This window comes from Rhizobium sp. Root1334 (genome assembly GCF_001426665.1).
Taxonomy (GTDB): Bacteria; Pseudomonadota; Alphaproteobacteria; order Rhizobiales; family Rhizobiaceae; genus Pararhizobium.
Genome location: NZ_LMEY01000012.1, coordinates 145,913 through 169,767, shown reverse-complemented (window position 1 = coordinate 169,767; position 23,855 = coordinate 145,913). Strand labels below are relative to the sequence as shown.

The 23,855-nt window shown below is 58.9% G+C and carries 28 protein-coding genes; 18 read left to right on the top strand and 10 right to left on the bottom strand.

The window, feature by feature from the left end; all coding sequences use genetic code 11:
- Position 1 precedes the first annotated feature (1 nt).
- Both ASD36_RS14865 and ASD36_RS14860 read left to right on the top strand, forming a co-directional pair.
- Complete coding sequence (locus ASD36_RS14865; protein WP_060505513.1) at positions 2-556, top strand: alpha/beta hydrolase; 555 nt, start codon at positions 2-4, stop codon at positions 554-556.
- A gap of 102 nt (positions 557-658) precedes the next feature.
- Positions 659-3,241, top strand: coding sequence for a bifunctional diguanylate cyclase/phosphodiesterase (locus tag ASD36_RS14860; RefSeq protein WP_162246390.1), 2,583 nt, complete (start codon positions 659-661; stop codon positions 3,239-3,241).
- Between the two features lie 55 nt (positions 3,242-3,296).
- On the opposite strand, the gene ASD36_RS14855 is transcribed toward ASD36_RS14860, so the two are convergent.
- A complete protein-coding gene (locus ASD36_RS14855; RefSeq protein WP_060505515.1) occupies positions 3,297-3,611 on the bottom strand; it encodes a DUF1476 domain-containing protein in 315 nt (104 codons plus the stop codon).
- Positions 3,612-3,854: 243 nt separating this feature from the next.
- Between ASD36_RS14855 and purC the strand changes: the two genes are divergently transcribed.
- The 7 genes from purC to arsC all read left to right on the top strand — a co-directional run bounded on the left by purC (position 3,855) and on the right by arsC (position 7,262).
- Entirely contained in the window at positions 3,855-4,619 is a 765-nt protein-coding gene (purC, locus tag ASD36_RS14850) for a phosphoribosylaminoimidazolesuccinocarboxamide synthase (RefSeq protein ID WP_037095596.1), read from the top strand.
- Between the two features lie 16 nt (positions 4,620-4,635).
- Positions 4,636-4,878: a phosphoribosylformylglycinamidine synthase subunit PurS gene (gene purS, locus ASD36_RS14845; protein WP_037095598.1), complete on the top strand. Its 243-nt coding sequence runs from the start codon at positions 4,636-4,638 to the stop codon at positions 4,876-4,878.
- Between the two features lie 20 nt (positions 4,879-4,898).
- Positions 4,899-5,093, top strand: coding sequence for a hypothetical protein (locus tag ASD36_RS14840; protein WP_060505516.1), 195 nt, complete (start codon positions 4,899-4,901; stop codon positions 5,091-5,093).
- Between the two features lie 4 nt (positions 5,094-5,097).
- Positions 5,098-5,355 (top strand): hypothetical protein, encoded by a 258-nt coding sequence (locus ASD36_RS14835; RefSeq protein WP_060505517.1) that lies wholly within the window; start codon positions 5,098-5,100, stop codon positions 5,353-5,355.
- Positions 5,352-6,023 (top strand): phosphoribosylformylglycinamidine synthase subunit PurQ, encoded by a 672-nt coding sequence (gene purQ / locus ASD36_RS14830; protein ID WP_060505518.1) that lies wholly within the window; start codon positions 5,352-5,354, stop codon positions 6,021-6,023. The genes ASD36_RS14835 and purQ overlap by 4 nt, the downstream gene beginning before the upstream one ends.
- Positions 6,024-6,073: 50 nt before the next feature.
- Positions 6,074-6,475 (top strand): hypothetical protein, encoded by a 402-nt coding sequence (locus tag ASD36_RS14825; RefSeq protein ID WP_060505519.1) that lies wholly within the window; start codon positions 6,074-6,076, stop codon positions 6,473-6,475.
- Positions 6,476-6,914: 439 nt separating this feature from the next.
- A complete protein-coding gene (gene arsC, locus ASD36_RS14820; protein WP_060505520.1) occupies positions 6,915-7,262 on the top strand; it encodes an arsenate reductase (glutaredoxin) in 348 nt (115 codons plus the stop codon).
- Positions 7,263-7,277: 15 nt separating this feature from the next.
- Here the strand turns inward: arsC and ASD36_RS31470 are convergent, their stop codons facing one another.
- Positions 7,278-7,520, bottom strand: coding sequence for a DUF1127 domain-containing protein (locus tag ASD36_RS31470; RefSeq protein WP_244482278.1), 243 nt, complete (start codon positions 7,518-7,520; stop codon positions 7,278-7,280).
- A 90-nt stretch (positions 7,521-7,610) separates the two neighbouring features.
- Between ASD36_RS31470 and ASD36_RS14815 the strand changes: the two genes are divergently transcribed.
- The 7 genes from ASD36_RS14815 (at position 7,611) to ASD36_RS14785 (ending at position 15,357) form a co-directional block, all read left to right on the top strand.
- A complete protein-coding gene (locus tag ASD36_RS14815) occupies positions 7,611-9,029 on the top strand; it encodes a PLP-dependent aminotransferase family protein (RefSeq protein WP_060505521.1) in 1,419 nt (472 codons plus the stop codon).
- A gap of 183 nt (positions 9,030-9,212) precedes the next feature.
- Positions 9,213-11,447 (top strand): phosphoribosylformylglycinamidine synthase subunit PurL, encoded by a 2,235-nt coding sequence (purL, locus tag ASD36_RS14810; protein WP_060505645.1) that lies wholly within the window; start codon positions 9,213-9,215, stop codon positions 11,445-11,447.
- Between the two features lie 17 nt (positions 11,448-11,464).
- Entirely contained in the window at positions 11,465-11,698 is a 234-nt protein-coding gene (locus ASD36_RS14805) for a BolA family transcriptional regulator (RefSeq protein WP_037095612.1), read from the top strand.
- Between the two features lie 6 nt (positions 11,699-11,704).
- Positions 11,705-11,926: a hypothetical protein gene (locus ASD36_RS14800; protein WP_060505522.1), complete on the top strand. Its 222-nt coding sequence runs from the start codon at positions 11,705-11,707 to the stop codon at positions 11,924-11,926.
- A gap of 137 nt (positions 11,927-12,063) precedes the next feature.
- Positions 12,064-12,399 (top strand): Grx4 family monothiol glutaredoxin, encoded by a 336-nt coding sequence (grxD, locus tag ASD36_RS14795; RefSeq protein WP_060505523.1) that lies wholly within the window; start codon positions 12,064-12,066, stop codon positions 12,397-12,399.
- A 399-nt stretch (positions 12,400-12,798) separates the two neighbouring features.
- Positions 12,799-14,034, top strand: a complete 1,236-nt coding sequence (locus ASD36_RS14790; RefSeq protein WP_112834669.1) for a multidrug effflux MFS transporter — start codon at positions 12,799-12,801, stop codon at positions 14,032-14,034.
- Positions 14,035-14,073: 39 nt separating this feature from the next.
- The gene (locus ASD36_RS14785; protein WP_060511017.1) at positions 14,074-15,357 is read left to right on the top strand and encodes a multidrug effflux MFS transporter; all 1,284 of its coding nucleotides are present in this window, start codon (positions 14,074-14,076) and stop codon (positions 15,355-15,357) included.
- Between the two features lie 172 nt (positions 15,358-15,529).
- Here ASD36_RS14785 and ASD36_RS14780 read toward each other — a convergent pair whose 3' ends face one another.
- Positions 15,530-16,024: a methyltransferase domain-containing protein gene (locus ASD36_RS14780; RefSeq protein ID WP_060505525.1), complete on the bottom strand. Its 495-nt coding sequence runs from the start codon at positions 16,022-16,024 to the stop codon at positions 15,530-15,532.
- A 67-nt stretch (positions 16,025-16,091) separates the two neighbouring features.
- Positions 16,092-16,727: a Crp/Fnr family transcriptional regulator gene (locus ASD36_RS14775; RefSeq protein WP_060505526.1), complete on the bottom strand. Its 636-nt coding sequence runs from the start codon at positions 16,725-16,727 to the stop codon at positions 16,092-16,094.
- A gap of 31 nt (positions 16,728-16,758) precedes the next feature.
- Here ASD36_RS14775 and ASD36_RS14770 point away from each other — a divergent pair, with 31 nt between their 5' ends.
- Positions 16,759-17,475: an SDR family NAD(P)-dependent oxidoreductase gene (locus ASD36_RS14770; protein WP_060505527.1), complete on the top strand. Its 717-nt coding sequence runs from the start codon at positions 16,759-16,761 to the stop codon at positions 17,473-17,475.
- A 19-nt stretch (positions 17,476-17,494) separates the two neighbouring features.
- Here ASD36_RS14770 and ASD36_RS14765 read toward each other — a convergent pair whose 3' ends face one another.
- From ASD36_RS14765 to ASD36_RS14745, 5 genes are all read right to left on the bottom strand, one after another.
- On the bottom strand, positions 17,495-18,319 hold the full coding sequence (locus tag ASD36_RS14765; protein WP_060505528.1) for an inositol monophosphatase family protein: 825 nt from the start codon (positions 18,317-18,319) through the stop codon (positions 17,495-17,497).
- Positions 18,316-19,128, bottom strand: a complete 813-nt coding sequence (gene ttcA / locus ASD36_RS14760; RefSeq protein ID WP_244482299.1) for a tRNA 2-thiocytidine(32) synthetase TtcA — start codon at positions 19,126-19,128, stop codon at positions 18,316-18,318. Before ttcA ends, ASD36_RS14765 begins: the two co-directional genes overlap by 4 nt.
- Before the next feature lie 209 nt (positions 19,129-19,337).
- Positions 19,338-20,276, bottom strand: a complete 939-nt coding sequence (locus ASD36_RS14755) for a glutaminase (RefSeq protein WP_060505530.1) — start codon at positions 20,274-20,276, stop codon at positions 19,338-19,340.
- A gap of 91 nt (positions 20,277-20,367) precedes the next feature.
- On the bottom strand, positions 20,368-20,985 hold the full coding sequence (gene rpsD / locus ASD36_RS14750; RefSeq protein ID WP_037095627.1) for a 30S ribosomal protein S4: 618 nt from the start codon (positions 20,983-20,985) through the stop codon (positions 20,368-20,370).
- A 228-nt stretch (positions 20,986-21,213) separates the two neighbouring features.
- Entirely contained in the window at positions 21,214-21,741 is a 528-nt protein-coding gene (locus ASD36_RS14745) for a MarR family transcriptional regulator (RefSeq protein WP_060505531.1), read from the bottom strand.
- A 113-nt stretch (positions 21,742-21,854) separates the two neighbouring features.
- On the opposite strand from ASD36_RS14745, the gene ASD36_RS14740 reads away from it, so the two are divergent.
- Positions 21,855-22,190, top strand: coding sequence for a cupin domain-containing protein (locus ASD36_RS14740; RefSeq protein ID WP_112834668.1), 336 nt, complete (start codon positions 21,855-21,857; stop codon positions 22,188-22,190).
- Positions 22,191-22,214: 24 nt separating this feature from the next.
- Here the strand turns inward: ASD36_RS14740 and ASD36_RS14735 are convergent, their stop codons facing one another.
- Positions 22,215-23,729 carry an ATP-binding protein gene (locus tag ASD36_RS14735; protein WP_060505533.1) on the bottom strand — a complete coding sequence of 505 codons (1,515 nt, stop codon included), beginning with the start codon at positions 23,727-23,729 and terminating at the stop codon, positions 22,215-22,217.
- Between the last annotated feature and the right edge of the window lie 126 nt (positions 23,730-23,855).

Here is a 23,855-nt window from a genome sequence, read left to right as displayed (position 1 = left end):
TATGAAAGCATCAGAAGCAGATATCCTCATTGTACCCGGTTATACCAATTCCGGGCCTGACCATTGGCAAACCCGGTGGCAGAACAAACTTGCCTCGGCGCGGCGCGTCGAACAGGCGGAGTGGGCAAAGCCCGTCCGGGAGGACTGGGTCAAGCGGATGATCGATGACGTCAATGCAGCAACAAAACCTGTCGTCATCGTTGCGCATTCACTCGGTGTGGCAACGGCCATTCACGCCCTGCCCCATTTTGAGAAGAAAATCGCCGGCGCCTTCCTCGTTGCACCGCCCGAGGTGACCAATCCGAAGATCCGCCCGAAACACCTGATGACGTTCGGTCCCTATCCGCGTGATCCGCTGCCGTTTCCGAGCCTTGTCGTGGCAAGCCGCAATGATCCTTTCGGCACCTACGAACATGCCGGCGATATGGCCAATGCCTGGGGCTCTCTGCTCGTGGACGCAGGCGAATCCGGCCATATCAACAGTGAATCCGGGCATGGTCCCTGGCCGGAAGGCACGATGGTCTTTGCTCAATTTCTCAACCGGCTCCAGCCCTGACCTTGCCGCAGCAACGAGGATATTTTAGCGACATCTCCCATTAAGGGGACTTTCATTGTCATCGGTCATGATGCCCGAAATTTGTTCGGGAATAGCTGGTACGTGACAACCGCGAGTAAAAGTAGACATTCGCCGCCAAAACCGGCAGCAACGGGGGTTTTACCGGACGCCGCAAGCATTCTTGATTGTGCGCCAATTGGCTATTGCCTGCTGGAACAGGACGGCTGCATTCGCCAGGTCAATGCAGCCTTCTCACATGCTCTTGCCCTGCCCTTAGATAAAATCCTCGGCGAACATATCCAGTGTTTTGTCCATGACGAGGACGCGGGTCCGCTGACAGCAATGATGGCAGATGTCCAGGCCAACGGAGCCTCGCCCAAACAATGTGAACTACGCCTGCCCCGACCGGACGGTTCTATCAAATGGGTCATGGCTTCGATATCGCACATGAGCGGCTCATCGCCGTGGATCATTCTCCAAACTCAATCGATCGACGAGCTCAAGCAGGCCGTTACCACTCTGCAGAAGAGCGAAACGCGCTGGAAATACGCGCTTGAAAGTGCTCACCAGGGCGTTTGGGACCACGACTTCAGCACAAACGAACTGTTCTACTCCATTCCCTGGAAAAATCTGCGTGGCATGGCAGCGGATGCGACCGTTGACGGATCCCTCGATGTCTGGATCGACAATGTCCATCCGGCCGACCGCGAACACGTAATCGAAAGTATTCGCCGTCAGGACGAGGGCGAAGTCGCGTTCAACACATTCCAGTACCGCGAACGCCATGCGGATGGCCGCTGGATCTGGATCGAAAGCCGGGGAGCCTCCATTGAGTGGACATCGGAGGGCAAGCCGAGCCGGATCATCGGCACGGATACCGATATCTCCGAACGCAAAAAGGCCGAGGCTCATCTTGAGGAAATATCGCGACGGCTGAGACTTGCTCTTGATGTATCGAAGGTGGGTGTATTCGAAGCCAATCTCGATACCGGCGCTATCGTGCGCGACAAGCATTTGCTATCTATCTATGGCCTGGATCCACAAGAGCCGAGTGTGTTGGCCTTCGAAGAAAGGCTGCACCCGCAGGATCGGGATGCAGCCCTCGCAAGGGTTGCGGCGGGCGTAGCTTCGGCTGCTCCCTTCATGAACGCGTTTCGCATTATCCGTCCCGACGGAGAAATTCGCCACATCCGCTCAAGTTCCGTAACCTTCACCGACAATGAAGGCGCGCGCAAACTCATCGGTGCCAATTGGGACGTGACCGAGGATGTTACCTTGCGCGAGGATCTGGAAAGAGCGCGGCAACTCGCAGAGGCACGCAATCTTGAACTGGAAGCGGCCCGGACCCGAATCGAATACAACGCGCTGCATGATCATCTGACCGGCCTGCCGAACCGGCGGTTCCTTGACCAGCGTCTCGATGAATGGATTGCCGATAAGGTCGATTATTGCGCCATCCTTCATATCGATCTCGACCGGTTCAAGCAGATTAATGACACGCTCGGTCATCAGGCCGGTGATGCCATGCTCGTACATACGGCGAACGTGCTTTCCACGATCATCGGCGATCGTGATTTCGTTGCGCGGATCGGCGGCGACGAATTCCTGGTGTTGTGCGACGCGCATCGACCGCAGGATGACGTCATCTTGCTCACGGATCAGATCATCGAAGCTCTGCGACAGCCGGTGACCTATGACGGGCACCCGTGCAGGTTCGGAGCCAGCGTCGGCATCGCCTGGACCGTCGATGGAACAGTTGGCGCCAAACAGTCGCTGATGAACGCCGATATAGCGCTCTATCGGGCCAAAGGGCTTGGCCGGAACCGTTATGAATTTTTCACGCAACAGTTGCAGACGCAAATCCATCATACCAAGCGCACGGCCGATGAAATCATCAAGGGGCTGGAGGAAGGCGAATTCGTTCCTTTCTATCAGCCACAGTTTGATGCCCGCACGCTCGATATTACCGGCGTCGAGACGCTCGCCCGCTGGGTACACCCGCGGCATGGCCTGCTGGCACCCGATTATTTTCTCAAGATCGCCGACGATATCAATGCGCTGATGACAATCGACCGCCGCATTGCCGAGCAGGCATTGAGCGATTTCAACCGCTGGGAGACGCAAGGTTTTGGTGTCCCGCGCATTTCCGTCAACGTCTCCTCGCCCCGGTTGCGCGAGCCTGGCCTGATCGATAGCTTGAAGCAGTTGAACATACCGCGTGGAAAACTGTCATTCGAGCTGTTGGAATCAATCTTCCTCGACGATCTCGACGAGGAATCCTCGCAAATCCTCAATAATCTCAGCGCGCTCGGCATCGACATCGAAATCGATGATTTCGGGACAGGCCATGCCTCGATTGTTGGCCTCATGAAGCTCAATCCGAGCCGCCTCAAGATCGATCGTGCTCTCGTCATACCGATTATCGAGGCCGCGGAGCAGCGCAAGCTGGTTGGATCGATCATCGATATCGGCCATTCGCTCAACATCGAAGTCGTCGCCGAGGGGGTGGAGACAATCCGCCATGCGCATATCTTGCGTGATCTGGGTTGCGATACACTGCAGGGCTATGCCTTCGCCAGGCCCATGGCCAGAACAGACCTCGAGGCATTTATCCGTTCCGGACGCTGGCGCACGCCGGAAACATCCATCGAATCTATGCACAAAATGGCCAGGAGGGACCGCTAGGCATAAAAAAACCGCCCGAAAACTCGGACGGTTCTAATTAGCTAATACGGCGATATCAGCCGTTCTGGACCTGTGTGACGGCCTCAGACAGAAGCTCAAGCATCTTCAGGCGAATCTCTTCGTCTGTCAGGGTGATGCCGGCAGCGTCAAAATCGGCGCGAAGCTTGCGCACGACATCCTCGTGCCCCGACTCTTCGAAGTCAGCCGCGACGACTTCCTTTGCGTAGGCGGCCGGGTCGCTCTTGCCCAGAAGCTCGGCAGCCCAGAGACCAAGAAGCTTGTTGCGGCGCGCCTCGGCCTTGAACTTCAACTCTTCGTCGAGAGCAAACTTCGATTCGAACGCCTTTTCGCGATCCTGCATATTGGTCATCCTTGATCTCCCAAAAACCGTTTTGAGTTTAGCTTTTCGCCCATAAACCAAAAGGTCATCGAAAGTGCAATGCGAAGTTTTCCGGCGTGGCGACTTTCGTGCTACCCTGAAGAGGATCGGGCAGACGTAAATCAGGGGATCGGAACAGTCGCCGATTGTGAAATGGTTTCATTTCGGTTATGGACCGCCTTAGAAAATACCAAGTGCGCAGCCCAAGCGCCTTTAGAGATAGAGACACCATTCATGAACCGTCGCCGCCGTATCTACGAGGGCAAGGCCAAGATCCTTTACGAAGGTCCGGAGCCTGGCACTCTGATCCAGTTCTTCAAAGACGATGCTACGGCCTTCAACGCCAAGAAGCATGAGATCATCGACGGCAAGGGTGTGCTCAACAACCGGATTTCAGAATATATCTTCACCCATCTGAACCGTATCGGCATTCCCACGCATTTCATCCGCCGCCTCAACATGCGCGAACAGCTGATCAAGGAAGTGGAAATCATTCCGCTCGAGATTGTCGTGCGCAACGTGGCTGCCGGCTCGCTCGCCAAGCGCCTCGGCATCGAGGAAGGCGTGGTCCTGCCGCGCTCGATCATCGAATTTTACTATAAGGCCGATGCGCTTGAAGACCCGATGGTCTCCGAAGAGCATATCACGGCATTCGGCTGGGCAAGTCCGCAGGAACTTGATGACATCATGGCGCTCGCCATCCGCATCAACGACTTCCTCACCGGCCTGTTTCTCGGCGTCGGCATCCAACTGGTTGATTTCAAGATCGAATGTGGCCGTCTGTTCGAAGGCGACATGATGCGCATCATCCTGGCCGACGAGATTTCGCCGGACAGCTGCCGTCTGTGGGACGTCGAGACCAAGGAAAAGATGGACAAGGACCGGTTCCGCCGCGATATGGGAGGCCTTGTCGAGGCTTACCAGGAAGTGGCGCGCCGCCTTGGCATCATGAACGAAAACGAACCGCCCCGCGGCTCCGGCCCGGTTCTGGTAAAGTAAGCAGGAAAAGACGACAGTGATCAACGCACGCGTAACAGTGACGCTGAAGAACGGCGTTCTCGACCCTCAGGGCAAGGCAATCGAAGGCGCGCTTGGCGCACTCGGCTTCGAGGGCCTTGGCCATGTCCGCCAGGGCAAGGTCTTCGATCTGCAGATCGACACTGCCGACAAGGCAAAGGCCGAAGCCGAAGTAAAGGCGATGTGCGAGAAACTCCTCGCCAACACGGTGATTGAGAACTACACTATCTCACTCGCCTGATGGTTGAATGAGGTGGTCGAATGGCCGAAATCACGAATGAAATGCTGTACACGGAAGTAATGGCACTCGATCGTCGGCTTCAAGAGACCGCCCAGTCTCTGGATGAATTGGTTGCCTTTATGCGGGAAACCAACCGGGAGTTAACAGAAGGCCGTGAGCGTACAGAAACTCTCAAGCGAACGTTGTTCGGAAGCCGCCTGGAGAAGCTAGGCTAGTTTCATGGCTGATGTCACTCAGGAACTTATTCACGAGATTCTGCGGCGTATGCACGTTAGGGCCGACAAATCCGATAATGCGATCCGCGACCTTCGAAGCGAAATGGGCTCTATAAGACTGTCGTTACATGCCCACCAGAACGACATCAACACGCTCTATACAATGCTTCATCAGATAGATGAGCGTTTGGAGAGAATAGAAAACCGCCTCGAATTGCGCGAGCTTGCCGAGGCCCAATCCAGGTTTGAACCGCACCCATGAAATCCGCCGTCGTTCAGCTTCCAGGCCTTAACCGTGACCGCGACATGATCGCAGCGTTGACCAAGATTTCCGGCAACGCGCCGGTCACCATCTGGCAAACAGAAACGGACATCCCGGATGTCGACCTGATCGTCATTCCTGGTGGCTTTTCCTACGGTGATTATCTGCGCTGCGGCGCGATCGCAGCCCGCATGCCCGTCATGCAGGCGATCAAGGCGAAGGCCGAGGCCGGCGTCAAGGTGCTCGGCGTCTGCAACGGCTTCCAGATCCTGGTCGAGGCAGGCCTCCTGCCGGGTGCCTTGATGCGCAACGCCTCACTGAAGTTCGTCTGCAAGGAAATCAAGCTTGAGGTCGTCAATGCCAATACCGATTTCAGCCGCGCTTACGAACAGGGTCAGATCATCCGTTGCCCGGTAGCCCATCATGACGGCAACTATTTTGCCGACGCGGAAACACTGAAGACGATCGAGGATAATGGCCAGGTCGTCTTCCGTTATGCGGCCGGTACCAATCCGAACGGTTCGGTCAACGACATTGCCGGGATCGTCAATGCCAGGGGCAATGTGCTTGGCATGATGCCGCATCCGGAGAACCTGATCGAAGCCGCACATGGCGGCTCGGACGGACGCGGCCTGTTCGCTTCCGCGCTCGATGTAATCGCTGCTTAACAGTCGCTCTGCTAGAAGGCACCCTATAGACAGAATCATAAGGGGCCTTCATGCGCGCCGCAGCTTTCCTTCGCTTCTTTGCTACCGCCGGCTCCATCGCCGTGCTTCTGGCGGGTTGCCAGTCATCAAAACCGCCGACCCCGGCGCAGAACACGGCAGCATTGCCCACCATGGAGCGGATCGCGCTGGGCGCCAATGCCTGCTGGTTCAAATCCGGTGATGCAGCCTTCAAGGCCTATCGCCTCGCGCCGGAATTGAATTCCTTCTCCGGGCGCCCGCGCATCCTCATCGTCAAGCGCAATTCACCCGAATCGCGACCTCTCGCAGTGGTCCAAGCCGAGGGGCACCCTGCCCGGCTGCAGGCTTTTGGCCCGCTTTTCAGCGAAACTGTCGGCGCACGGATGACCACGGATATCAAACGCTGGGCTGCTGGCGGAACGGGCTGCCGCTGAGGCTTTCAGCACAAAGTCCTTGCCGCGCGGACAGCACCCCGAAAAAACCTAATCAGGTGCGAACAACCTGAGCCCGGCGGCATTCCGGGCTGTCATTATACCATTCAGTTCGTTCGCATACGGTGAATTACCGGCACTGACCTTCTGTTCACTCAAGTATTGTCCACCGTGAAAGCCACCGTTCTAACCGGTGGAGATAGGCGGTGGATTGATCGCATATCGCTATTTCTTGCCGCTTTTCATTCACGCCCTTTTGCACGACAATCAACTCGAGACTGTTCACACCCACTCAACGCAATCCAAGAACGTATTTTTATGCAAGCAACCAGAGAATGGTATTCTTGTGGCTGTCACGAATCCGCGTACATTCTCATGCTAGGCGCAGACCATTCCGCTGGCGCTTTTCACCCCAGCTCTTACCCACACCAAAGGCACACTTATGACCGTCATGATCTATCATAACAGTGCCTGCGGTACATCCCGTTCGGTTCTCAAGCTCATTCGCGACACAGGAACAGTGCCTGCCATTGTCGACTATATGGCAACACCGCCGAGCCATGAGGAAATGCTGGCTCTTCTGCTTGCCATGGACATGGCGCCACGCCAGTTGCTGCGGATCAAGGAGCCCGCGTACCTGGCGCTCAAGCTGGATGACGAGAGCAAGACAGACCGGGAGATCATTGACGCAATGCTGGCCCATCCCGAACTGATACAGAGACCCATCGTCGTGACCGGGAAGGGTGTCAGACTCTGCCGGCCAGACACCAAAGTCCTGGAAATTCTGTAGTCCTGCAGGTCCATTTTAGTCCCAGAATGGCCGTGCTGCCTCCCGGCGCGCCTCCGCCGGCGTAACGCCGATATCGGCAAGCTGATCATCCGTCAGCTCAGAAAGAGCAATCCGGCTCAGCCGCTTTTCTTCACGGCCGAGAATCCAGACGATCATATACCGACCAAGCTGCTTCAATCGCGAGACGAGGCCTCGCGGCTGGATTGTACCTATCGCAATAGAACATGCGGCGCCATTATCGGTGCAAATTGTACCCATTGTCATCACTCCATCGATTGCAACGGTTGCATTTCGGTATTGGATTGTCATAATTGACAGGAAAACCGATGCAATGTAGAAATTGTCACCATGACAACATGGATGCCAGACCCCACACAAGGCCAAGGGCCGCTTTACGCACGTATCGCCGATCAGATCGAGCAGGCGATTGCCGGTGGCGTGTTGGCCGTCGGTACGAAATTGCCGCCACAGCGCAACCTTGCCTTCGATATCGGCGTGACAATCGGGACAATCGGCCGCGCCTATCATCTGGTGCGCGAACGCGGGCTGGTCAGTGGCGAAGTGGGGCGCGGGACCTATGTGCTTGACAATGCCGAATTGCGCCCGGCCGAACAGCCAGATCCAATGAGCGCGGCACTGGCCGGCACAAGGCCGCTGAAGGCCCCGCCCGGAAAACTCCGGTTCGACAGCACGGCCGCACCGGATATCGGCCAGGGCGCCTCGCTTGAAAAAGTGCTGGTCGATATCAGCCGGGAACATCACGCCGATATTGCCAGCTATGCTCGCGATTTTCCGGCACATTGGTTTACTGCGGGAAGCCAGTGGCTCGCCAAGGGGAGTTTCCGGCCGCAGCCCGATCGCATCGTGCCGACGCTTGGCGCTCATGCCGGCGCCGTCGCCGTCATCGCCGCCGTTACGGCACCAGGCGACAAGATCGCCTTCGAGAACATCACCTATTCCCAGATCAGCCGCAGCGCCGGACTGATCGGACGCCGGACGATTCTCTTGCGCACTGATGATTACGGCCTGGATCCGGACGATTTCGAGCGGGTCTGCGCCCAGCAGCACCCGAAACTCGCCTTCCTGATGCCAACGGCGCAAAATCCGACCGTGGTGACATTGTCACTGGAGCGACGTCAGGCAATCGCCGATATTGCCCGCCGCTACGGCGTCTGGCTGCTGGAAGATGATCTTTATGGCGCAATGACCGGCGACATGCTGCCGCTTCTGGCCGAATTGGCGCCCGAGCGGACATTTCTGGTCGGTGGCCTGTCGAAATCGGTCGCTGCGGGCGTGCGCGGCGGCTGGGTCGCCTGTCCTCCGCATTTCAGCCAGCGCATTCGCATCGCTCACAAGATGGTCAGCGGCGGCATGCCGTTTCTCTTGGCAGAGCTTTGCGCCCGGCTTGTATTAAGCGGCGAAGCGGCGGCTTTACGCTCCAGAAGCATCGACGAGATCAGGGCGCGGGAACAAATGGCCCGCGAAATCTTCGCCGACATTGACTTTAATTCTCACCCACATGTGCCGTTCCTCTGGCTGAAACTGTCGGAACCCTGGTTCTCAGGCACGTTCAAGCATGCAGCCTTCGAGGAAGGCGTGCTTGTTGATGACGAGGACGAGTTCAAGGCCGGGCGGACGGAAAGCGTTTATCACCGTGTCCGCATCGGCTTTTCCTCGCCCGCCGACCGCAACGAGGTGCGGCGGGGTTTCCTGACCCTTCGCCGGCTACTCGACAGCGGCCGCACGGGCTATGACAGCTTCGCCTGAGCGAGCCAGCACATTATCGGCGAAAAGCGCGTGATCTCCTGTGCTTTTCCGGCATTTTCCTGTCGCATCCGGCAGTCGCTTCGGTTAAAGAAACCGCGACGTGATCTCTTTGTTTTGACGCATCCTCACAAACTGACGGAACCTTTGCCGTCCAGGATGCTCCAACGGACCGAATGGACCCCGATGACCATTTCCAATACCCGCCCCATCACCGCCGATCTGATTGCCTCGCACGGCCTGAAACCGGATGAGTATCAGCGTATCCTTGGCCTGATCGGCCGCGAGCCGACATTTACGGAACTTGGCATCTTTTCGGCGATGTGGAATGAGCACTGCTCCTACAAATCCTCGAAGAAATGGCTGCGCACGCTGCCAACCACCGGTCCGCGCGTCATCCAGGGACCGGGAGAAAATGCCGGCGTGGTCGATATCGATGACGGCGATTGCGTGGTCTTCAAAATGGAGAGCCACAATCACCCGTCCTATATCGAGCCCTATCAGGGTGCTGCGACCGGTGTCGGCGGCATCCTGCGCGACGTCTTCACCATGGGTGCGCGTCCGATCGCCGCGATGAACGCGCTGCGCTTCGGCGCACCGGATCATCCGAAGACCCGTCATCTCGTTTCCGGCGTCGTTGCTGGCGTCGGTGGTTACGGCAATTCCTTCGGTGTGCCGACAGTCGGCGGCGAAGTCGAGTTCGATGCCCGCTACAACGGCAACATCCTCGTCAACGCTTTCGCGGCGGGCCTCGCCAAGTCCAACGCCATCTTTCTGTCGGAAGCCAAGGGCGTCGGCCTGCCCGTCGTCTATCTCGGCGCCAAGACCGGCCGCGACGGTGTCGGCGGCGCCACCATGGCATCGGCCGAATTCGACGAGTCGATCGAGGAGAAGCGTCCGACCGTCCAGGTCGGCGACCCCTTCACCGAAAAGTGCCTGCTGGAAGCCTGCCTTGAACTGATGAAGACCGGTGCGGTCATCGCCATCCAGGACATGGGTGCTGCCGGCCTCACCTGCTCGGCCGTCGAAATGGGCGCCAAGGGCGGCCTCGGCATCGAGCTGCAGCTGGATCAGGTTCCCGTGCGCGAAGAGCGCATGACCGCCTATGAAATGATGCTGTCGGAAAGCCAGGAGCGCATGCTCATGGTTCTCGAACCCGCCAAGGAAGACGTCGCCAAGGCGATCTTCGTCAAGTGGGGTCTCGATTTCGCCATCGTCGGCAAGACCACTGATGACCTGCGTTTCCGCGTCATCCATCAGGGCGAGGAAGTCGCCAATCTGCCGATCAAGGAACTGGGCGACGAAGCGCCAGAATACGACCGTCCGTGGACCCCGGCAAAGATTGCCGCTCCGCTGGCAGCCGGCGACATTCCGCAGGCCGATATCGCCGATGCCGTTCTGTCGCTGGTTGGATCCGCCAACAATTCGTCGCGCCGCTGGGTGTACGAACAATATGACACGCTGATTCAGGGCAATTCGCTGCAGCTGCCGGGCGGCGATGCTGGCGTCGTCCGCGTCGAAGGTCATCCGACCAAGGCGCTGGCATTCTCGTCCGACGTAACACCGCGTTATGTCGAGGCTGACGCGTTCGAAGGCGGCAAGCAGGCCGTGGCTGAATGCTGGCGCAACATCACGGCAACCGGTGCTTTGCCGCTGGCTGCCACCGACAATCTCAACTTCGGTAATCCGGAACGCCCGGAAATCATGAGCCAGCTGGTTCACGCCATCAAGGGCATCGGCGAGGCCTGCCGCGCGCTCGATTTCCCGATCGTTTCCGGCAACGTCTCGCTCTACAACGAGACTAACGGCCAGGGTATCCTGCCGACCCCGACCATTGGCGGCGTCGGCCTGCTTGGCGACTGGTCGCAGATGGCGCGCATCCGCTTTGCCGCCGAAGGCGAGACCCTCCTGCTCGTTGGCGCGCCGGAAGGCCTTGGAACGCATCTTGGCCAGTCGGTTTACCTGCGCGACGTCCATGGCCGCTCCGACGGCCCTGCCCCGCATGTCGATCTCGCTCATGAGCGCAAGACCGGCGATTTCGTTCGCGACTTGATTACCGACGGGCTGACGACAGCGGTACACGACTGCTCGTCCGGCGGCCTGGCGCTGGCGGTTGCCGAAATGGCAATGGCATCGGGAATCGGTGCCAAGGTATCGGCTGTTGCCGGCCGCGATGCGATCGAAGTCTTCTTCGGCGAAGACCAGGGACGTTATGTCGTCACCGTCAAGCCGGAGCATGCAGCCTTGGTTGCAGAGCGGGCAAAGGCTGCCGGCGTGGCAGCACCTGTCATCGGTAGCACCGGCGGTACGGAAGTGGTGCTGGGTTCGGCCAAGCCACTTGCAATTCTGCAATTGCGCTCGGCCTATGAATCATGGTTCCCTGACTTCATGGACGGCGAAACACAGATCGCCGCCGAGTAATTCAGGGAGTACAGACCATGCCGATGGCACCTGGCGATATTGAAGACATGATCAAGTCGGGCATTCCCGGCGCAAAGGTGACTATCCGGGATCTCGCCGGTGATGGCGACCATTACGCAGCCGAAGTTGTCGCGGAGGCTTTCCGCGGCAAGAGCCGGGTGCAGCAACACCAGATGGTCTACAATGCGCTGAAGGGCAATATGGGGGGCGTTCTGCACGCCCTCGCCCTTCAGACATCCGCGCCGGAATAAGCCTGAATGGCCAGCCTCATGAACGAATTGGTTAGCGGCGTAGTCGAGAGCGTTCTGAAGGAAATCCTGAAGAAAGCTGGCGGAAGCACGGCAACCAAACGGCAAAAGCGGCAGACCCGTTCTGCCACAACCGGCCGTTTCAAGAAGGCCCCGGCCGCAAAGGCAAAACCGGCTAAGAAGCAGCTGAGCCGGCGCAAAACAGCCGCATCTCGCAGCAAGGTGCGCTAGGACTGCGCCGTCACTGTTGCAGTCGTGCAAGCCATCAATTTTTGTTGTATTCAGGTGATGAAAATCACTCGCGTGCATGCTATCTAACAGATATCGACACACCCGGCCCTTGAAGCGGGATGAGGAAGGATTACGACATGAGCGGTATCAACGATTTCATCGCCAATGAAGTGAAGAGCAACGATGTCGTTCTTTTCATGAAGGGCACCCCCCAGTTCCCGCAGTGTGGGTTCTCCGGCCAGGTCGTTCAGATGCTGGATTATATCGGCGTCGACTACAAGGGCATCAACGTGCTTGCTGACGCAGACCTCCGCCAGGGCATCAAGGACTATTCCAGCTGGCCGACAATTCCGCAGCTGTATATCAAGGGCGAATTCATCGGCGGCTGCGATATCGTGCGTGAAATGTTCCAGGCTGGCGAACTACAGGCGCATTTCGAGGAACAGGGCATTGCGGTCAAGGGCGCAGCCTAAAACCGGATTTAAGCCACAGTGACACCTGAAAAAGGCGGGTCACCGCCTTTTTTGATTCCGGAACGCCATGAAGACAACCTAATGTTTCCGGCGCTTTTTTAGCTGAAGCCAATATGACCCATTGTCACAAGCCGGTCGCGATGTTGGGAGTATGCACACGCGGTGCAGATGTCTGCGCCGTTGAACGAGGCCAGATCTGACCTCCCGTACATCGTCGTAATCGCTGGCTCGTTTTGCCGGCTTTGCCTTATGGCCGGTCAACCCGGTTTCCATTTTTGAAAGCGCTTCGGAGCCGCGCTTTCGGCTCGATCTTTTCTGCTGGCTCCAGCATTTTCATCTGCGCCGGAAACGTTTCCGTTTCCTGTTTCAGGCGCCCGGCACATCCGCCAGGAATATCCTATGACCACACCATCCCAAGCGCCGGGTCTCCCGGCTTTGCCCAAACCACAGTTCATTGCGCTGATGGCCATGCTGATGGCGGTCAACGCAATTTCGATCGACATCATGTTGCCCGGCCTGCAGGAAATCGGCGCCAGCCTTGGTGTCGCCGATGAGAATACCCGCCAATATGTCATCACCGCCTATCTTATCGGCATGGGCTGCGCGCAGCTCATCTTCGGCCCACTGTCGGATCGCTTCGGCCGCAAGCTGCCGCTTCTCGGCGGCCTTGGCCTCTATGCGCTTTGCGCGCTTGCCATTGTCTTTGTTCCCTCCTTTACCGGATTGCTGGCGCTGCGCTTCATCCAGGGCATCGGTGCAGCGGCCACCCGCGTCGTCACCGTCTCGATTGTCCGTGATGTCTATGGCGGCCGGATGATGGCGGAAGTCATGTCGCTGGTGCTCATGGTGTTCATGATCGTGCCAGTTATTGCGCCCAGCGTCGGCCAGTTGATCATGATCTTTGCCGAATGGCATATGATCTTCGTGGTCATCTGCCTGTTTGCGGTCTCTGTTGCGACAGTGGTGATGCTGCGCCTGCCCGAAACACTCTCCGCCGAGCATCGCCGGCCCTTCACAGTCACATCCATCCTGGCCGGCTTCCGCATCGTCCTGACAAACCGCGTCTCGCTCTGCTATTCGCTGGCGGCCGCCTTTCTGTTCGGATCGCTGTTCGGCTTCATCAACTCGGCGCAACAGATTCTTGTCGGCATCTATGGGCTCGGACACTGGTTTCCGCTGGTCTTCGCCGGCTTTGCCAGCATGATGGCGCTCGCTTCCTTCACCAATTCGCGGCTTGTCCGGCGCTACGGTATGCGCCGCCTGTCGCACGGGGCGTTGATCGGTTTCGTTATTTCAAGCCTGATCTGGGTCGTGGCATCGGTCTCCGGTTTTCTTCCCTTCTGGCTTTTTGCCCTGCTCTACGCCTGCGCCATGTTCCAGTTCGGGTTGATCGGTTCAAACTTTAACGCCATGGCGATGGAGCCGCTCGGTCACGTCGCCGGAACCGCATCCTCGGTCCTGGGTTTCACTCAGACGATCGGCGGCGCCACCATCGGCGCGCTGATCGGCCAGGCGTTCAACGGCACGATCACGCCCCTTGCCATCGGCTTCCTCGCCGTCTCCCTCATCGGGCTCGCCTTCGTTCTGACCGCCGAAAAAGGCAAGCTTTTCAAGGCGCATAACCCTGCAGTTTAAACGTCCCTGTCTCCTCCCAAGACATTCATAGGTTTCTTCATGTCCGCCACCACCACTGAACACGTCGAGAATCTCGGCTCGTCACGAATAGGCCTCGGCTTCTTCGAATTCGTCATCACCATCGCCCTCATGACCGCCAGCGTCGCAATGGCGATCGACATCATGCTGCCCGCGCTGCCAAACATCGGTCAATCGCTCAGCGTCCAGAATGCCAACGATACCCAGTGGGTCATCGGCGTCTTCATGTTCGGCTTCGGCTGCTCGCAGATCGTATTCGGCAGCCTGTCGGACGCGTTCGGCCGCCGCCGGGTGCTGCTCTGCGGCCTCGCCTTCTATGCCGTCTGTATGTTTGCCGCAGCCCTTTCCGGCAGTTTCGAGATGCTGCTTGTCATGCGCTTCATCCAAGGCATCGGCGCTGCCGCCGTGCGCATCACGACGATGGCGATCGTGCGCGACTGCTTCGGCGGCCGCGAAATGGCGCGGGTGATGTCCTATGTGATGATCGTCTTCATGATCATCCCGATCGTTGCACCATCCGTCGGCCAGGCGATCATCATCTACGCCAACTGGCACTGGATTTTCATCCTGCTCGGCATTGCCGGCGCGGTGCTGTTCTTCTGGGCATTGCTTCGCATGCGCGAATCGCTGCCGGCTGCCGAGCGCCTGCCACTGTCGGTCGCGACCGTCATTTCGGGCTTCGGCACGGTGCTGACCAACCGCGTCACCTGCGGCTACATGATCGGCATGACGCTGTTCACCGCCGTCATCTGCGCCTATATCATGAGCGTTCAGCAGATGTTCGGTGAAGTCTACGGGCTTGGCGACTGGTTGCCGCTCGCCTTTGCAGCCACGGCCGGCGGTATCGCGGTTGCCAATTTCGCCAACGGCTACTTCGTCCGCCGCTTCGGCATGCGCCGGATCTCGCATACCTCGATGATCCTGTTCACGCTGCTATCCGTTCTGGGCCTTCTGGTCGCGCTTGCCGGTACGCCGAGCTTCCTGTTCAGCTATGTGCTGTTTTCGATCCTTCTGATGTTCTTCGCCGTCATCGCCACCAATTTCACGGCCATCAGCCTCGAGCCGATGGGGCATCTTGCCGGAACGGCAACCGCCATCACCGGTTTCGTCTCAACAACGGGCGGCGCACTGCTCGGCGGTCTGGTCGGCCAGATGTTCAACGGTACCGTTCAGCCGCTGTTCGCCGGTTTCGCCGTCTTCGGCGTGGTGACGATCCTTGCCGTCCTCTGGGCAGAAAACGGCAAGCTCTTCACCCATCCGGGCGACGACCACGCCACGCTGGAAGGCGCTGGCGGCCATATGTAAGCGCGCCAACCGACCTGCAAACAAGGGCTTCGCCAGGCAACCGGCGAGGCCTTTTTCTTTTCGTGGCGGCATCAGACTGCATTTACGGTCTCAAACGCTCCGGCGCCGGATGCGGTAAACGCTGGCTGGCGGCAGATTAAGCGGCACCCATCGCCGGAAGGATGCTTCAAGGTCAAGCGCTTGAAGAACCGTTGCCGGAACGGGGGCAACGCGGCCCGTAGGTAAACTGAAACAGACAAGCATCATCGGCCAGATGGCGGAAGACTGCTGCCAGAATATCCTGCACAACCGGCTTCGGCATGGACAGCAGTGGCAGGCCGCTGATGGCGGCGCCGATCCTGCCCGCCGAGGGCAGACGCAAATGGCGTGCGTCCTCCTCGATCAGGGTCGCCTTGGGAAAGCGCTGGCGCAACAGCGTGGCAAATACAGGATTGCGCTCCACCAGGATAAGCCTGTCCTCGGCAACGCCATCCTGCAGAAGCCTGCGGGTAAAGATGCCAGTGCCCGGCCCAAGCTCAAGCACGCCGCCAGGCACCGGCCCGACTTCGGCGGTCATCGCGGCAGCAAGCCATTTGCTTGACGGCGCAATCGACGCAACCTCCAGCGGCCTTGTCAGCCACGAGCGGAAAAATAGCATCGTGTCCGATGCGGTATTGCTGTTGGTCAAGGTTTGGGCTCCCGTTTTGAACGAAAACCGGTATCTCCCATCGTGGGTTGCTGCGCATTAACCCGGGTTAAGTCGAACGCGAGGCGTCGGCCCGGACACGTGCGGAAATACGGCTGAGGCCAACGGCGGTAATGCCGAGATAGCTCGCGAGGTCCTTCTGCGGCACCCGCGCAACCAGGTCCGGCTCCTCGTCGACCAGCGAGCGATAGTGCTCTTCGCGATCAAGCGTCAAAAACTGGCGCTCGCGGCGCTCCTTGCGTTCTCCAAAAATCATCAAGGCAGTCCGGATCATTCGCGACCATCCAAGATCGGTATCTGCGAGGTCTCTGAGTGCCACGAACGGAATGCGTTCCAGCCGGCAGGCCTCGATCGCAATTGCCGAAAAGCTCGCGCGCCCGGCCGGCGCAAGCGCTGACAGGCTGGCGAAGAATTGGCCTTCAACAATAAAAGATTTGATCCATTCCTCGCCGTCCGATCGCAGATATGTGAATTTCAACAGGCCGCTCTCGACAACATAGAGATACGGGTGCGGATCGTCCTGATTGAAGATACTTTCGCCGGGTTTCACCAGACAAAGCTGGATCGCGCCGGTCAAACGATCCGTCTGCGCCAGCGGCTCTCCGGTAATACGCTCAAACAGCGCAATCGCCGCCTGACCCGACCTGTTAACCCGGTTAATGCCATTCCCGTCCCCCTGCAGCATGCTCACATCTCCAACAAGGGGAATAGATAGCATGGCACGGTATGTCGTCACTGGGGCAAGTTCGGGAATCGGATGGGAAATTGCGCTGCAGCTAGCCCGCGCGGGACACGATGTCATCGCGCTCGGACGTGATCGCATCCGGCTTGACGCCCTCAAACAGCGGGATCAGCGCATCGATGTTCACGCGCTTGACTTAAACGACCGGGCAGCGATCTCCGCCTTTGCAGCCTCGGTGAAGGCACAAGGTCCGGCTGACGGCCTGATCAACAATGCGGCTATCCAGCACAATCTCAGGTTCGACGATCCCGGTTATGGCATTGATCAGATCGCGGCCGAGATCGAAACCAACCTGGTTGCGCCGCTGATCCTGTCGCGGCTGTTGCTTCCGGATGTGCCAAGCCGCGCCTTTGTCATTGTCAATGTCGGCTCTGCCCTTGCCAGCTATCCCAAAAGAACGTCGGCCGTCTACAGCGCAACGAAAGCGGGCCTGCGGATGTTTTCCGACGCCATCACCGCGCAATTCAATGGTTCATCCGTGCGGGCCGTCGATATCGTCTTGCCAATGGTTGATGCGCCGATGTCGGCGGGACGCGGCCGGGGCAAGATCAGCGCAGCCGCCGCCGCTGCTGCGATTGCCGGGTCGCTTTCCACCCGGCAGGCGCGCATTCACGTCGGCAAGGTGAAGCTGCTGCGGTTGCTGCAGTTCATTGCCCCGCCCGTTGCCGCCGCGATCATCCGCAAGCTGTGAGCAACACTCTGGCCGCAGCCTAGACCGTAAACACTTCGCGGCGCAGCATCTCCCAGCACTCCTTGTCGGAAGCCAGAAGCAGGCCGCCATCGACATGATGCGGCAGATAGGGCGATCCATCGAATCGCGCGGCATAGGCGCCTGCTTCCTGCGCTATCAGCGTACCGGCCAGATGATCCCATGGCATCAGCTTCTGATACATCAGGAAGTGGAAATGGCCCCCGGCAAAGCCGCGATATTCGTGCGCTGCGCAGCGATAACTGGTGGCAATGCGGACCTTGGCCATGTTGCCCATGACGATGCGGCGATTTTCCGGGGAATAGAAGCCGGTCGAGGCGCAGCCGACCAGGCTTTCCAACGGTACGGACGGAACCGTCGAAAGCTGCTCCTGCGACCCGTCAGCCTTGCACAACCAGGCGCCAGAACCCTTTTCGGCGATCACCCAGTCATTGCCCATCGGATCGTAGATCAGGCCTGCAACCGTCTCGCCTTTGGAAACCACGGCGGCCATGACGCCAAACAGCGGCATGCCCGCCGCATAGTTGAACGTACCGTCAATCGGATCGACGACGATGGCAAGGTCAGCTCCGGCCAAACTGCCGAGTAGTGCCGGATTGGCGGCAACCGATTCTTCGCCGACGAACAAAGCGTCCGGCGCGATTTCCGCCATCCGTGCCTTGATCAACCGTTCGGCGGCTTCGTCCGCCTCGGTGACCAGATCGATCGCCTCCGACTTCATCCGCACGTCGCCGTCACCCAGATTGCGGAATTTCGGCAGGATTTCCTTGAAGGCTGCCTCCTGCAGGACATTGGCGATGGCAGCGATATCGATGGCAGATGTCATGCTTTGGGCTCCGCGAAGAGAGATTGGAAATCAAACAGCTTTGGGTCGAGCAGATGCGACGGATTGGCGTGACCGAGCGCCCTCAGCATCGTGTCCTTGCGGCCGGGCATGCGGCGCTCGATATCCGACAGCATCGCCTTCATGGCATTGCGCTCAAGCCCGTCCTGCGTACCGCAGAGGTCGCAAGGGATGATCGGAAACTCCATCGCTGCGGCAAATTTGGCGAGATCGTCTTCCGCCACATAGGCCAGAGGCCTGAGCACCATCAGATCGCCGTCGTCATTGAGGAGCTTGGCTGGCATTGTCGCCAGTCGGCCGCCATGGAAGAAGTTCATGAAGAAGGTTTCGAGAATGTCTTCGCGGTGGTGTCCCAGCACCAGCGCATCGCAGCCTTCTTCTCGAGCGATTCGGTAGAGATTGCCGCGGCGCAGACGCGAACAGAGCGCGCAATAGGTGCCACCGGCCGGAACCTTTTCCTTCACGATCGAATAGGTGTCGCGATATTCGATCCGGTGCTTGACGCCGATCGACGACAGATATTCCGGCAGGATATGCTTTGGAAAATTCGGCTGGCCCTGATCGAGATTGCAGGCGACCAGTTCGACCGGCAGCAGGCCGCGCCATTGCAGGTCCATCAGCAGCGCCAGCAGGCTATAACTGTCCTTGCCGCCGGAAACACCGATCAGCCAGCGTTTTTGGCCGTTCAGCATGCCAAAGTCCTCGATCGCCTGACGGACCTGTCGCAGCAACCGCTTGCGCAGCTTGTTGAACGAGACGGAATTGGGCATTTTTGCAAAAATCGGGTGCATAGCTTCGTTGCCGGATTGATCCAGGCTGGACGAAAGATCTTCGAGGCCGGCGGCCGGCGGCTGAATGGCAATATCCATGACAAAGTCCCGGATGGAGGGCGCAGAGCACGAAGGCGGCGCGCAAAAACAATGCCCTGCACTTGCCCGTCTAAAGCAGCAAGATCAAGGAAAATGCGCCGGGCGTGATGTGAAACTTCCGTAACGCCGGTTCAGGCGCCGAATACGGACCATCCTGTGCGGCTGGCGAGCATTTCCAAGGCCAGCGAACCGAGCAGCGAATTGCCGTTGTGATTGAGCCCGGGCGACCAGACCGCAACCGCAGCCTTACCCGGCGCGACACAGAGGATGCCCCCGCCAACGCCGCTCTTGCCCGGCAGGCCGACGCGATAGGCAAAATCCCCCGAGCCATCATAGTGGCCGCAGGTCAGCATCAGCGCATTGATGCGCCGCGCCCGCTGCTTGGAAACGACGGAATGTTTGGTCAGCGGATTGGTGCCGGACGCAGCTAGAAACAGGCCGGCCTTGGCCAGTTGAACGCAGCTCATCGCCAGCGCGCATTGATGAAAATAGACACCAAGCACATGCTCGACGGGATGATCGAGCTTGCCGAAGGAACGCATGAAATTGGCGAGCGCAAAGTTACGGTAACCGGTCGCCGATTCCGATTTGGCCACGTCCTGATCGATCAGGATGTCCTCCTCGTCGGAGAGGTAGCGGACGAAACGAACGATCTCACCGATTGCCTCCCTCGGCGTATGGCCAGCAAGCACCAGATCCGTGATCGCGATAGCCCCGGCATTGATAAACGGGTTGCGCGGAATGCCGTGTTCATGTTCGAGCTGGACGATCGAATTGAAGGCGGAACCGGAGGGTTCGCGGCCGACGCGCTTCCAGATGGTTTCACCGTGCTTGCCGAGCGCCAAAGTCAGCGTGAAAACCTTGGAAATACTCTGAATGGAGAATGGCACCCCGGCATCGCCGGCCATGTGAACATCGCCATCGACGGTAACGATGGCCATGCCAAAACTCTTGGGATCGACGCGGGCGAGCTGCGGAATATAGTCGGCCACCTTGCCTTCACCCAGCCGTGGGGTTAGCTCGCGGTGGATATCATCGACTATCGACTGCAGGTCCAAAGGGCCGGGCATTCGTCATTCTCCGCATGTGTGCAGCGCAACAAAAAAGCCACCCATTTCTGAGTGGCTTTTTCGAATTTCACAAGGCCGGAGCCCGAAGAAATTATCGCGAATAGAATTCGACGACGAGGTTCGGTTCCATGATGACCGGGTACGGAACGTCGGTCAGAGCCGGAACGCGAGCGAAGGTCGCAACCATCTTGTTGTGATCGACTTCGATGTAATCCGGAACGTCGCGTTCAGCGAGCGAAACGGCTTCGAGAACCGAAACGAGCTGCTTGGACTTTTCGCGAACTTCGATAACGTCGCCAGCCTTGCAGCGGTACGAACCGATGTTGACGCGAACGCCGTTGACCTTGACGTGGCCATGGTTGACGAACTGACGGGCAGCAAAGACCGTCGGAACGAACTTGGCGCGGTACACGATCGCGTCGAGGCGCGATTCGAGCAGGCCGATCAGGTTCTCGGAAGTGTCACCCTTGCGGCGGTCAGCTTCGGCGAAGATCGCACGGAACTGCTTTTCGCGGATGTCGCCGTAGTAGCCCTTGAGCTTCTGCTTGGCGCGCAGCTGCACACCGAAGTCGGAAAGCTTGGACTTGCGGCGCTGGCCGTGCTGGCCAGGACCGTATTCGCGGCGGTTTACCGGGGACTTCGGACGGCCCCAGATGTTCTCGCCCATACGGCGGTCAATTTTGTACTTGGACGATTCGCGCTTGCTCATCGCATTTCCTTTCAGAACGTTGCACCGGTCTGTTTCCAAACCGGATGAAGGAAACACGCCCTCCTCTGAACCCGATTTTGCGAGCTCTGACAGGTTTCTCACATTAAGCTAACGGAGAATCCACGGGACATGTCAAATAAAACACCGGGCATTTCGGCCCGGCGTTGAGGCGGCTTTAGTGGCTTCGCCCCTGATTGTCAAACGAATTTGCTAAGTTCCGCCTGCAATCTAACTCTTATCACCTTCCACCCGCCGCTCCAAGGAGCCCAGCAACTTGCGCAGCAACCCCGCCAGCTCCGTTCGCTCCTCTCCACTCAGATCCGTCAAATAGGATGCTTCGCTGGCCATATCGACGCGAAACGCAGCCTCGGCAAGCCGTATACCTTCGTCTGTCAGGCCAACGGCCGTGCTGCGCCCATCCTCTTGCGAACGCTCGCGTATGATCAGTCCCGACTTCTTCAGCCGGTCCAGCCGGTGCGTCAGCCCGCCGGAAGAGATCATCAGGGACGTATAGAGTTCCGTCGGCGTTAGCCGGTAAGGCGGCCCTGACCGCCGCAGCGTCGAGATGACATCGAACTCACCACGGTCGAGGCCGAAGAACGCAAATGTTGCCTCAATCGACGGACGCACCAGATTGGCGAGCCGGTAGGCCCGACCGAGTATGGCCATCGGTTCGGTATCGAGATCCGGCAATTCCCTGTCCCACTGGCCGCGCAACCGATCCACGTGATCCGCCTTTTCAATGCTTTGCGCCATGCCGTGCCTTTCCAAAAACAAACTATCTTGACGAGAAGATAGTTTTGGGTAATTATCTTCGCAAGAAGATATATCGCCTTTCGTCCATTCACCAGATACTAATGGAGGCCTGCATGTATCATGTCATTCCCCGCACCAATCAGGATCAGCGGTCAAACAGAACTGTCCTGTTCGAGGGCGCTGAGTACGACACGCCGATTTCCATTTTTCTGGTCGACAACGAACCTGGCCAAGGGCCTGCCCTGCACACCCATCCCTATAGCGAAACCTGGATCGTCCGGTCCGGCCACGCGCAATTCACGGTCGGGCTCGAAACACTCGACGCGGCTGTGGGCGATATCATCGTGGTCACGGCTCAGACGCCGCATCGTTTCGTCAATACCGGGCCGGACAGGCTGGAACTCACCTGCATTCACGCCTCAGAGCGCGTCATCCAGACCTGGATCTGATACGCCCCAAAGTGGGATCCACGTCTATTCCGCAGCACTGCGGTTTCCGGCGTCATCATAGACAGCATCGGCAGCACCCGGCGCTGTCTCCACCTGCAGGTCCGGAAACGCCACGATCCGCTTGCCGGAAAGATCGCTGTGAACCACGATCAGGCCTTGCTCCTCGAAGTAACCGAGCAGGCGGCGGGCGCGGCGGGCCGAGTGCGTGCCATAGGCGCGCGCGATCATTGCATCCGAGGGGCATGCCAGATTACGCACGGCGGACTGCGCCACAAGCAGGAACACGCCCTGCAGATCATCGGTGACATTGCGCGACAGGCTCAAAGCCGACGCCCAGATGTCGGTCGCGGCCGTCTCGGCATCGACGCCGGAGCGCGCAACGGCCATCTTGCGGCGGAAGGCGCTGAGCGACAGCGGTGCGCCGGGCACACGACGGATACGGCAGCGCACGAGGAAATCCTGAAACAGTTCGGCATCGGCGCGGAACGCTGCCTCGGGATGCTCCAGTATCTCTGCAAGCAGACCGTCGAGCAGCGCTTCGCGCTCCTGAACCGGCATTTCCGGCACCGGCGCTTTCGGCTCCGAAAGGCCGATTGGCTCGGGGCGTGGCCGTGAGAGCTCGGCGAGAATATCGGTGGCGGGGCGCGGCTGGGCGCCGGGCCGCCGCATGATCGGGCGGATGAGTTCTTCCGGATCCGGCGTGAAGATCAGGTCCTCGACATCAGCGACGGCTTCCGGCAGCGGCGTCAGCTTGGGGCTGGTCGAGCGGGCCGAGGTTTCGACATGACCGATGGTCACCGGCAGCGGACGGCGCGACAAAGCCGGGCCGAGCGCTACGAACGAACCGCGCTTCAGGTCGCGGAACATTTCCGCCGTGCGCCGATCCATGCCGAGCAGATCGGCGGCACGGGCCATATCGATATCGAGAAACGTGCGGCCCATCAGGAAGTTGGACGCTTCGGCTGCAACGTTCTTGGCAAGCTTTGCCAGCCTCTGCGTGGCGATGACGCCCGCCAGTCCACGTTTACGGCCACGGCACATCAGGTTGGTCATCGCGCCCAATGAGACTTTTCGCGCCTCTTCGGAGACGTCACCGGCGACCGATGGCGCAAACATCTGCGCCTCATCGACAACGACCAGCACCGGATACCAGTAGTCACGATCGGCATCGAACATCGCATTGAGAAAGATACCGGCGCTGCGCATCTGCTGCTCGATATCCAGCCCCTCCAGCGACAGAACACAGGAAACGCGATGCTGGCGGATACGGCTGGCAATACCGATCAGTTCGGCCTCGGTCCGCTCGCCTTCGATCACCACATGGCCGAACTTGTCGGCCAGCGTGACGAAATCGCCTTCTGGATCGATGATGCATTGCTGCACCCACGGGGCGGACTGTTCGAGCAGACGGCGCAACAAGTGCGACTTTCCGGAGCCGGAATTACCCTGCACCAGAAGACGCGTAGCGAGAAGCTCCTCGATATCGAGCGGAACGGATGCGCCGTCCGACGCCGTCCCCATGTCGATGCCGACTTTCATATCCACCTCGTTTAAATTGCCATGTCGGATGCGCCGCCACGAACCCGCAAGCGTTGACCCGTATCATTAAAGCCCATGTTTTGCGCGGCAATCGCAGCAAAACCCACAGCTAAGACGGCCACATCT

Bases quoted from the DNA above. Each gene is read 5' to 3' on its own strand.
- ASD36_RS14855 (WP_060505515.1), bottom strand. From the start codon at position 3,611: ATGACCAATATGCAGGATCGCGAAAAGGCGTTCGAATCGAAGTTTGCT.
- ASD36_RS14790 (WP_112834669.1), top strand. From the start codon at position 12,799: ATGACCACACCATCCCAAGCGCCGGGTCTCCCGGCTTTGCCCAAACCA.
- ASD36_RS14825 (WP_060505519.1), top strand. From the start codon at position 6,074: ATGCGCGCCGCAGCTTTCCTTCGCTTCTTTGCTACCGCCGGCTCCATC.
- ASD36_RS14770 (WP_060505527.1), top strand. From the start codon at position 16,759: ATGGCACGGTATGTCGTCACTGGGGCAAGTTCGGGAATCGGATGGGAA.
- ASD36_RS14815 (WP_060505521.1), top strand. From the start codon at position 7,611: ATGACAACATGGATGCCAGACCCCACACAAGGCCAAGGGCCGCTTTAC.
- ASD36_RS14835 (WP_060505517.1), top strand. From the start codon at position 5,098: ATGGCTGATGTCACTCAGGAACTTATTCACGAGATTCTGCGGCGTATG.
- purC (WP_037095596.1), top strand. From the start codon at position 3,855: ATGAACCGTCGCCGCCGTATCTACGAGGGCAAGGCCAAGATCCTTTAC.
- purL (WP_060505645.1), top strand. From the start codon at position 9,213: ATGACCATTTCCAATACCCGCCCCATCACCGCCGATCTGATTGCCTCG.
- ASD36_RS14740 (WP_112834668.1), top strand. From the start codon at position 21,855: ATGTATCATGTCATTCCCCGCACCAATCAGGATCAGCGGTCAAACAGA.
- ASD36_RS14865 (WP_060505513.1), top strand. From the start codon at position 2: ATGAAAGCATCAGAAGCAGATATCCTCATTGTACCCGGTTATACCAAT.
- rpsD (WP_037095627.1), bottom strand. From the start codon at position 20,985: ATGAGCAAGCGCGAATCGTCCAAGTACAAAATTGACCGCCGTATGGGC.
- ASD36_RS14735 (WP_060505533.1), bottom strand. From the start codon at position 23,729: ATGAAAGTCGGCATCGACATGGGGACGGCGTCGGACGGCGCATCCGTT.
- grxD (WP_060505523.1), top strand. From the start codon at position 12,064: ATGAGCGGTATCAACGATTTCATCGCCAATGAAGTGAAGAGCAACGAT.
- ASD36_RS14805 (WP_037095612.1), top strand. From the start codon at position 11,465: ATGCCGATGGCACCTGGCGATATTGAAGACATGATCAAGTCGGGCATT.
- ASD36_RS14765 (WP_060505528.1), bottom strand. From the start codon at position 18,319: ATGACATCTGCCATCGATATCGCTGCCATCGCCAATGTCCTGCAGGAG.
- ASD36_RS31470 (WP_244482278.1), bottom strand. From the start codon at position 7,520: ATGGGTACAATTTGCACCGATAATGGCGCCGCATGTTCTATTGCGATA.
- ASD36_RS14745 (WP_060505531.1), bottom strand. From the start codon at position 21,741: ATGGCGCAAAGCATTGAAAAGGCGGATCACGTGGATCGGTTGCGCGGC.
- ASD36_RS14755 (WP_060505530.1), bottom strand. From the start codon at position 20,276: ATGCCCGGCCCTTTGGACCTGCAGTCGATAGTCGATGATATCCACCGC.
- ASD36_RS14775 (WP_060505526.1), bottom strand. From the start codon at position 16,727: ATGCTGCAGGGGGACGGGAATGGCATTAACCGGGTTAACAGGTCGGGT.
- ASD36_RS14800 (WP_060505522.1), top strand. From the start codon at position 11,705: ATGGCCAGCCTCATGAACGAATTGGTTAGCGGCGTAGTCGAGAGCGTT.
- ttcA (WP_244482299.1), bottom strand. From the start codon at position 19,128: ATGCACCCGATTTTTGCAAAAATGCCCAATTCCGTCTCGTTCAACAAG.
- ASD36_RS14785 (WP_060511017.1), top strand. From the start codon at position 14,074: ATGTCCGCCACCACCACTGAACACGTCGAGAATCTCGGCTCGTCACGA.
- arsC (WP_060505520.1), top strand. From the start codon at position 6,915: ATGACCGTCATGATCTATCATAACAGTGCCTGCGGTACATCCCGTTCG.
- purQ (WP_060505518.1), top strand. From the start codon at position 5,352: ATGAAATCCGCCGTCGTTCAGCTTCCAGGCCTTAACCGTGACCGCGAC.
- ASD36_RS14840 (WP_060505516.1), top strand. From the start codon at position 4,899: ATGGCCGAAATCACGAATGAAATGCTGTACACGGAAGTAATGGCACTC.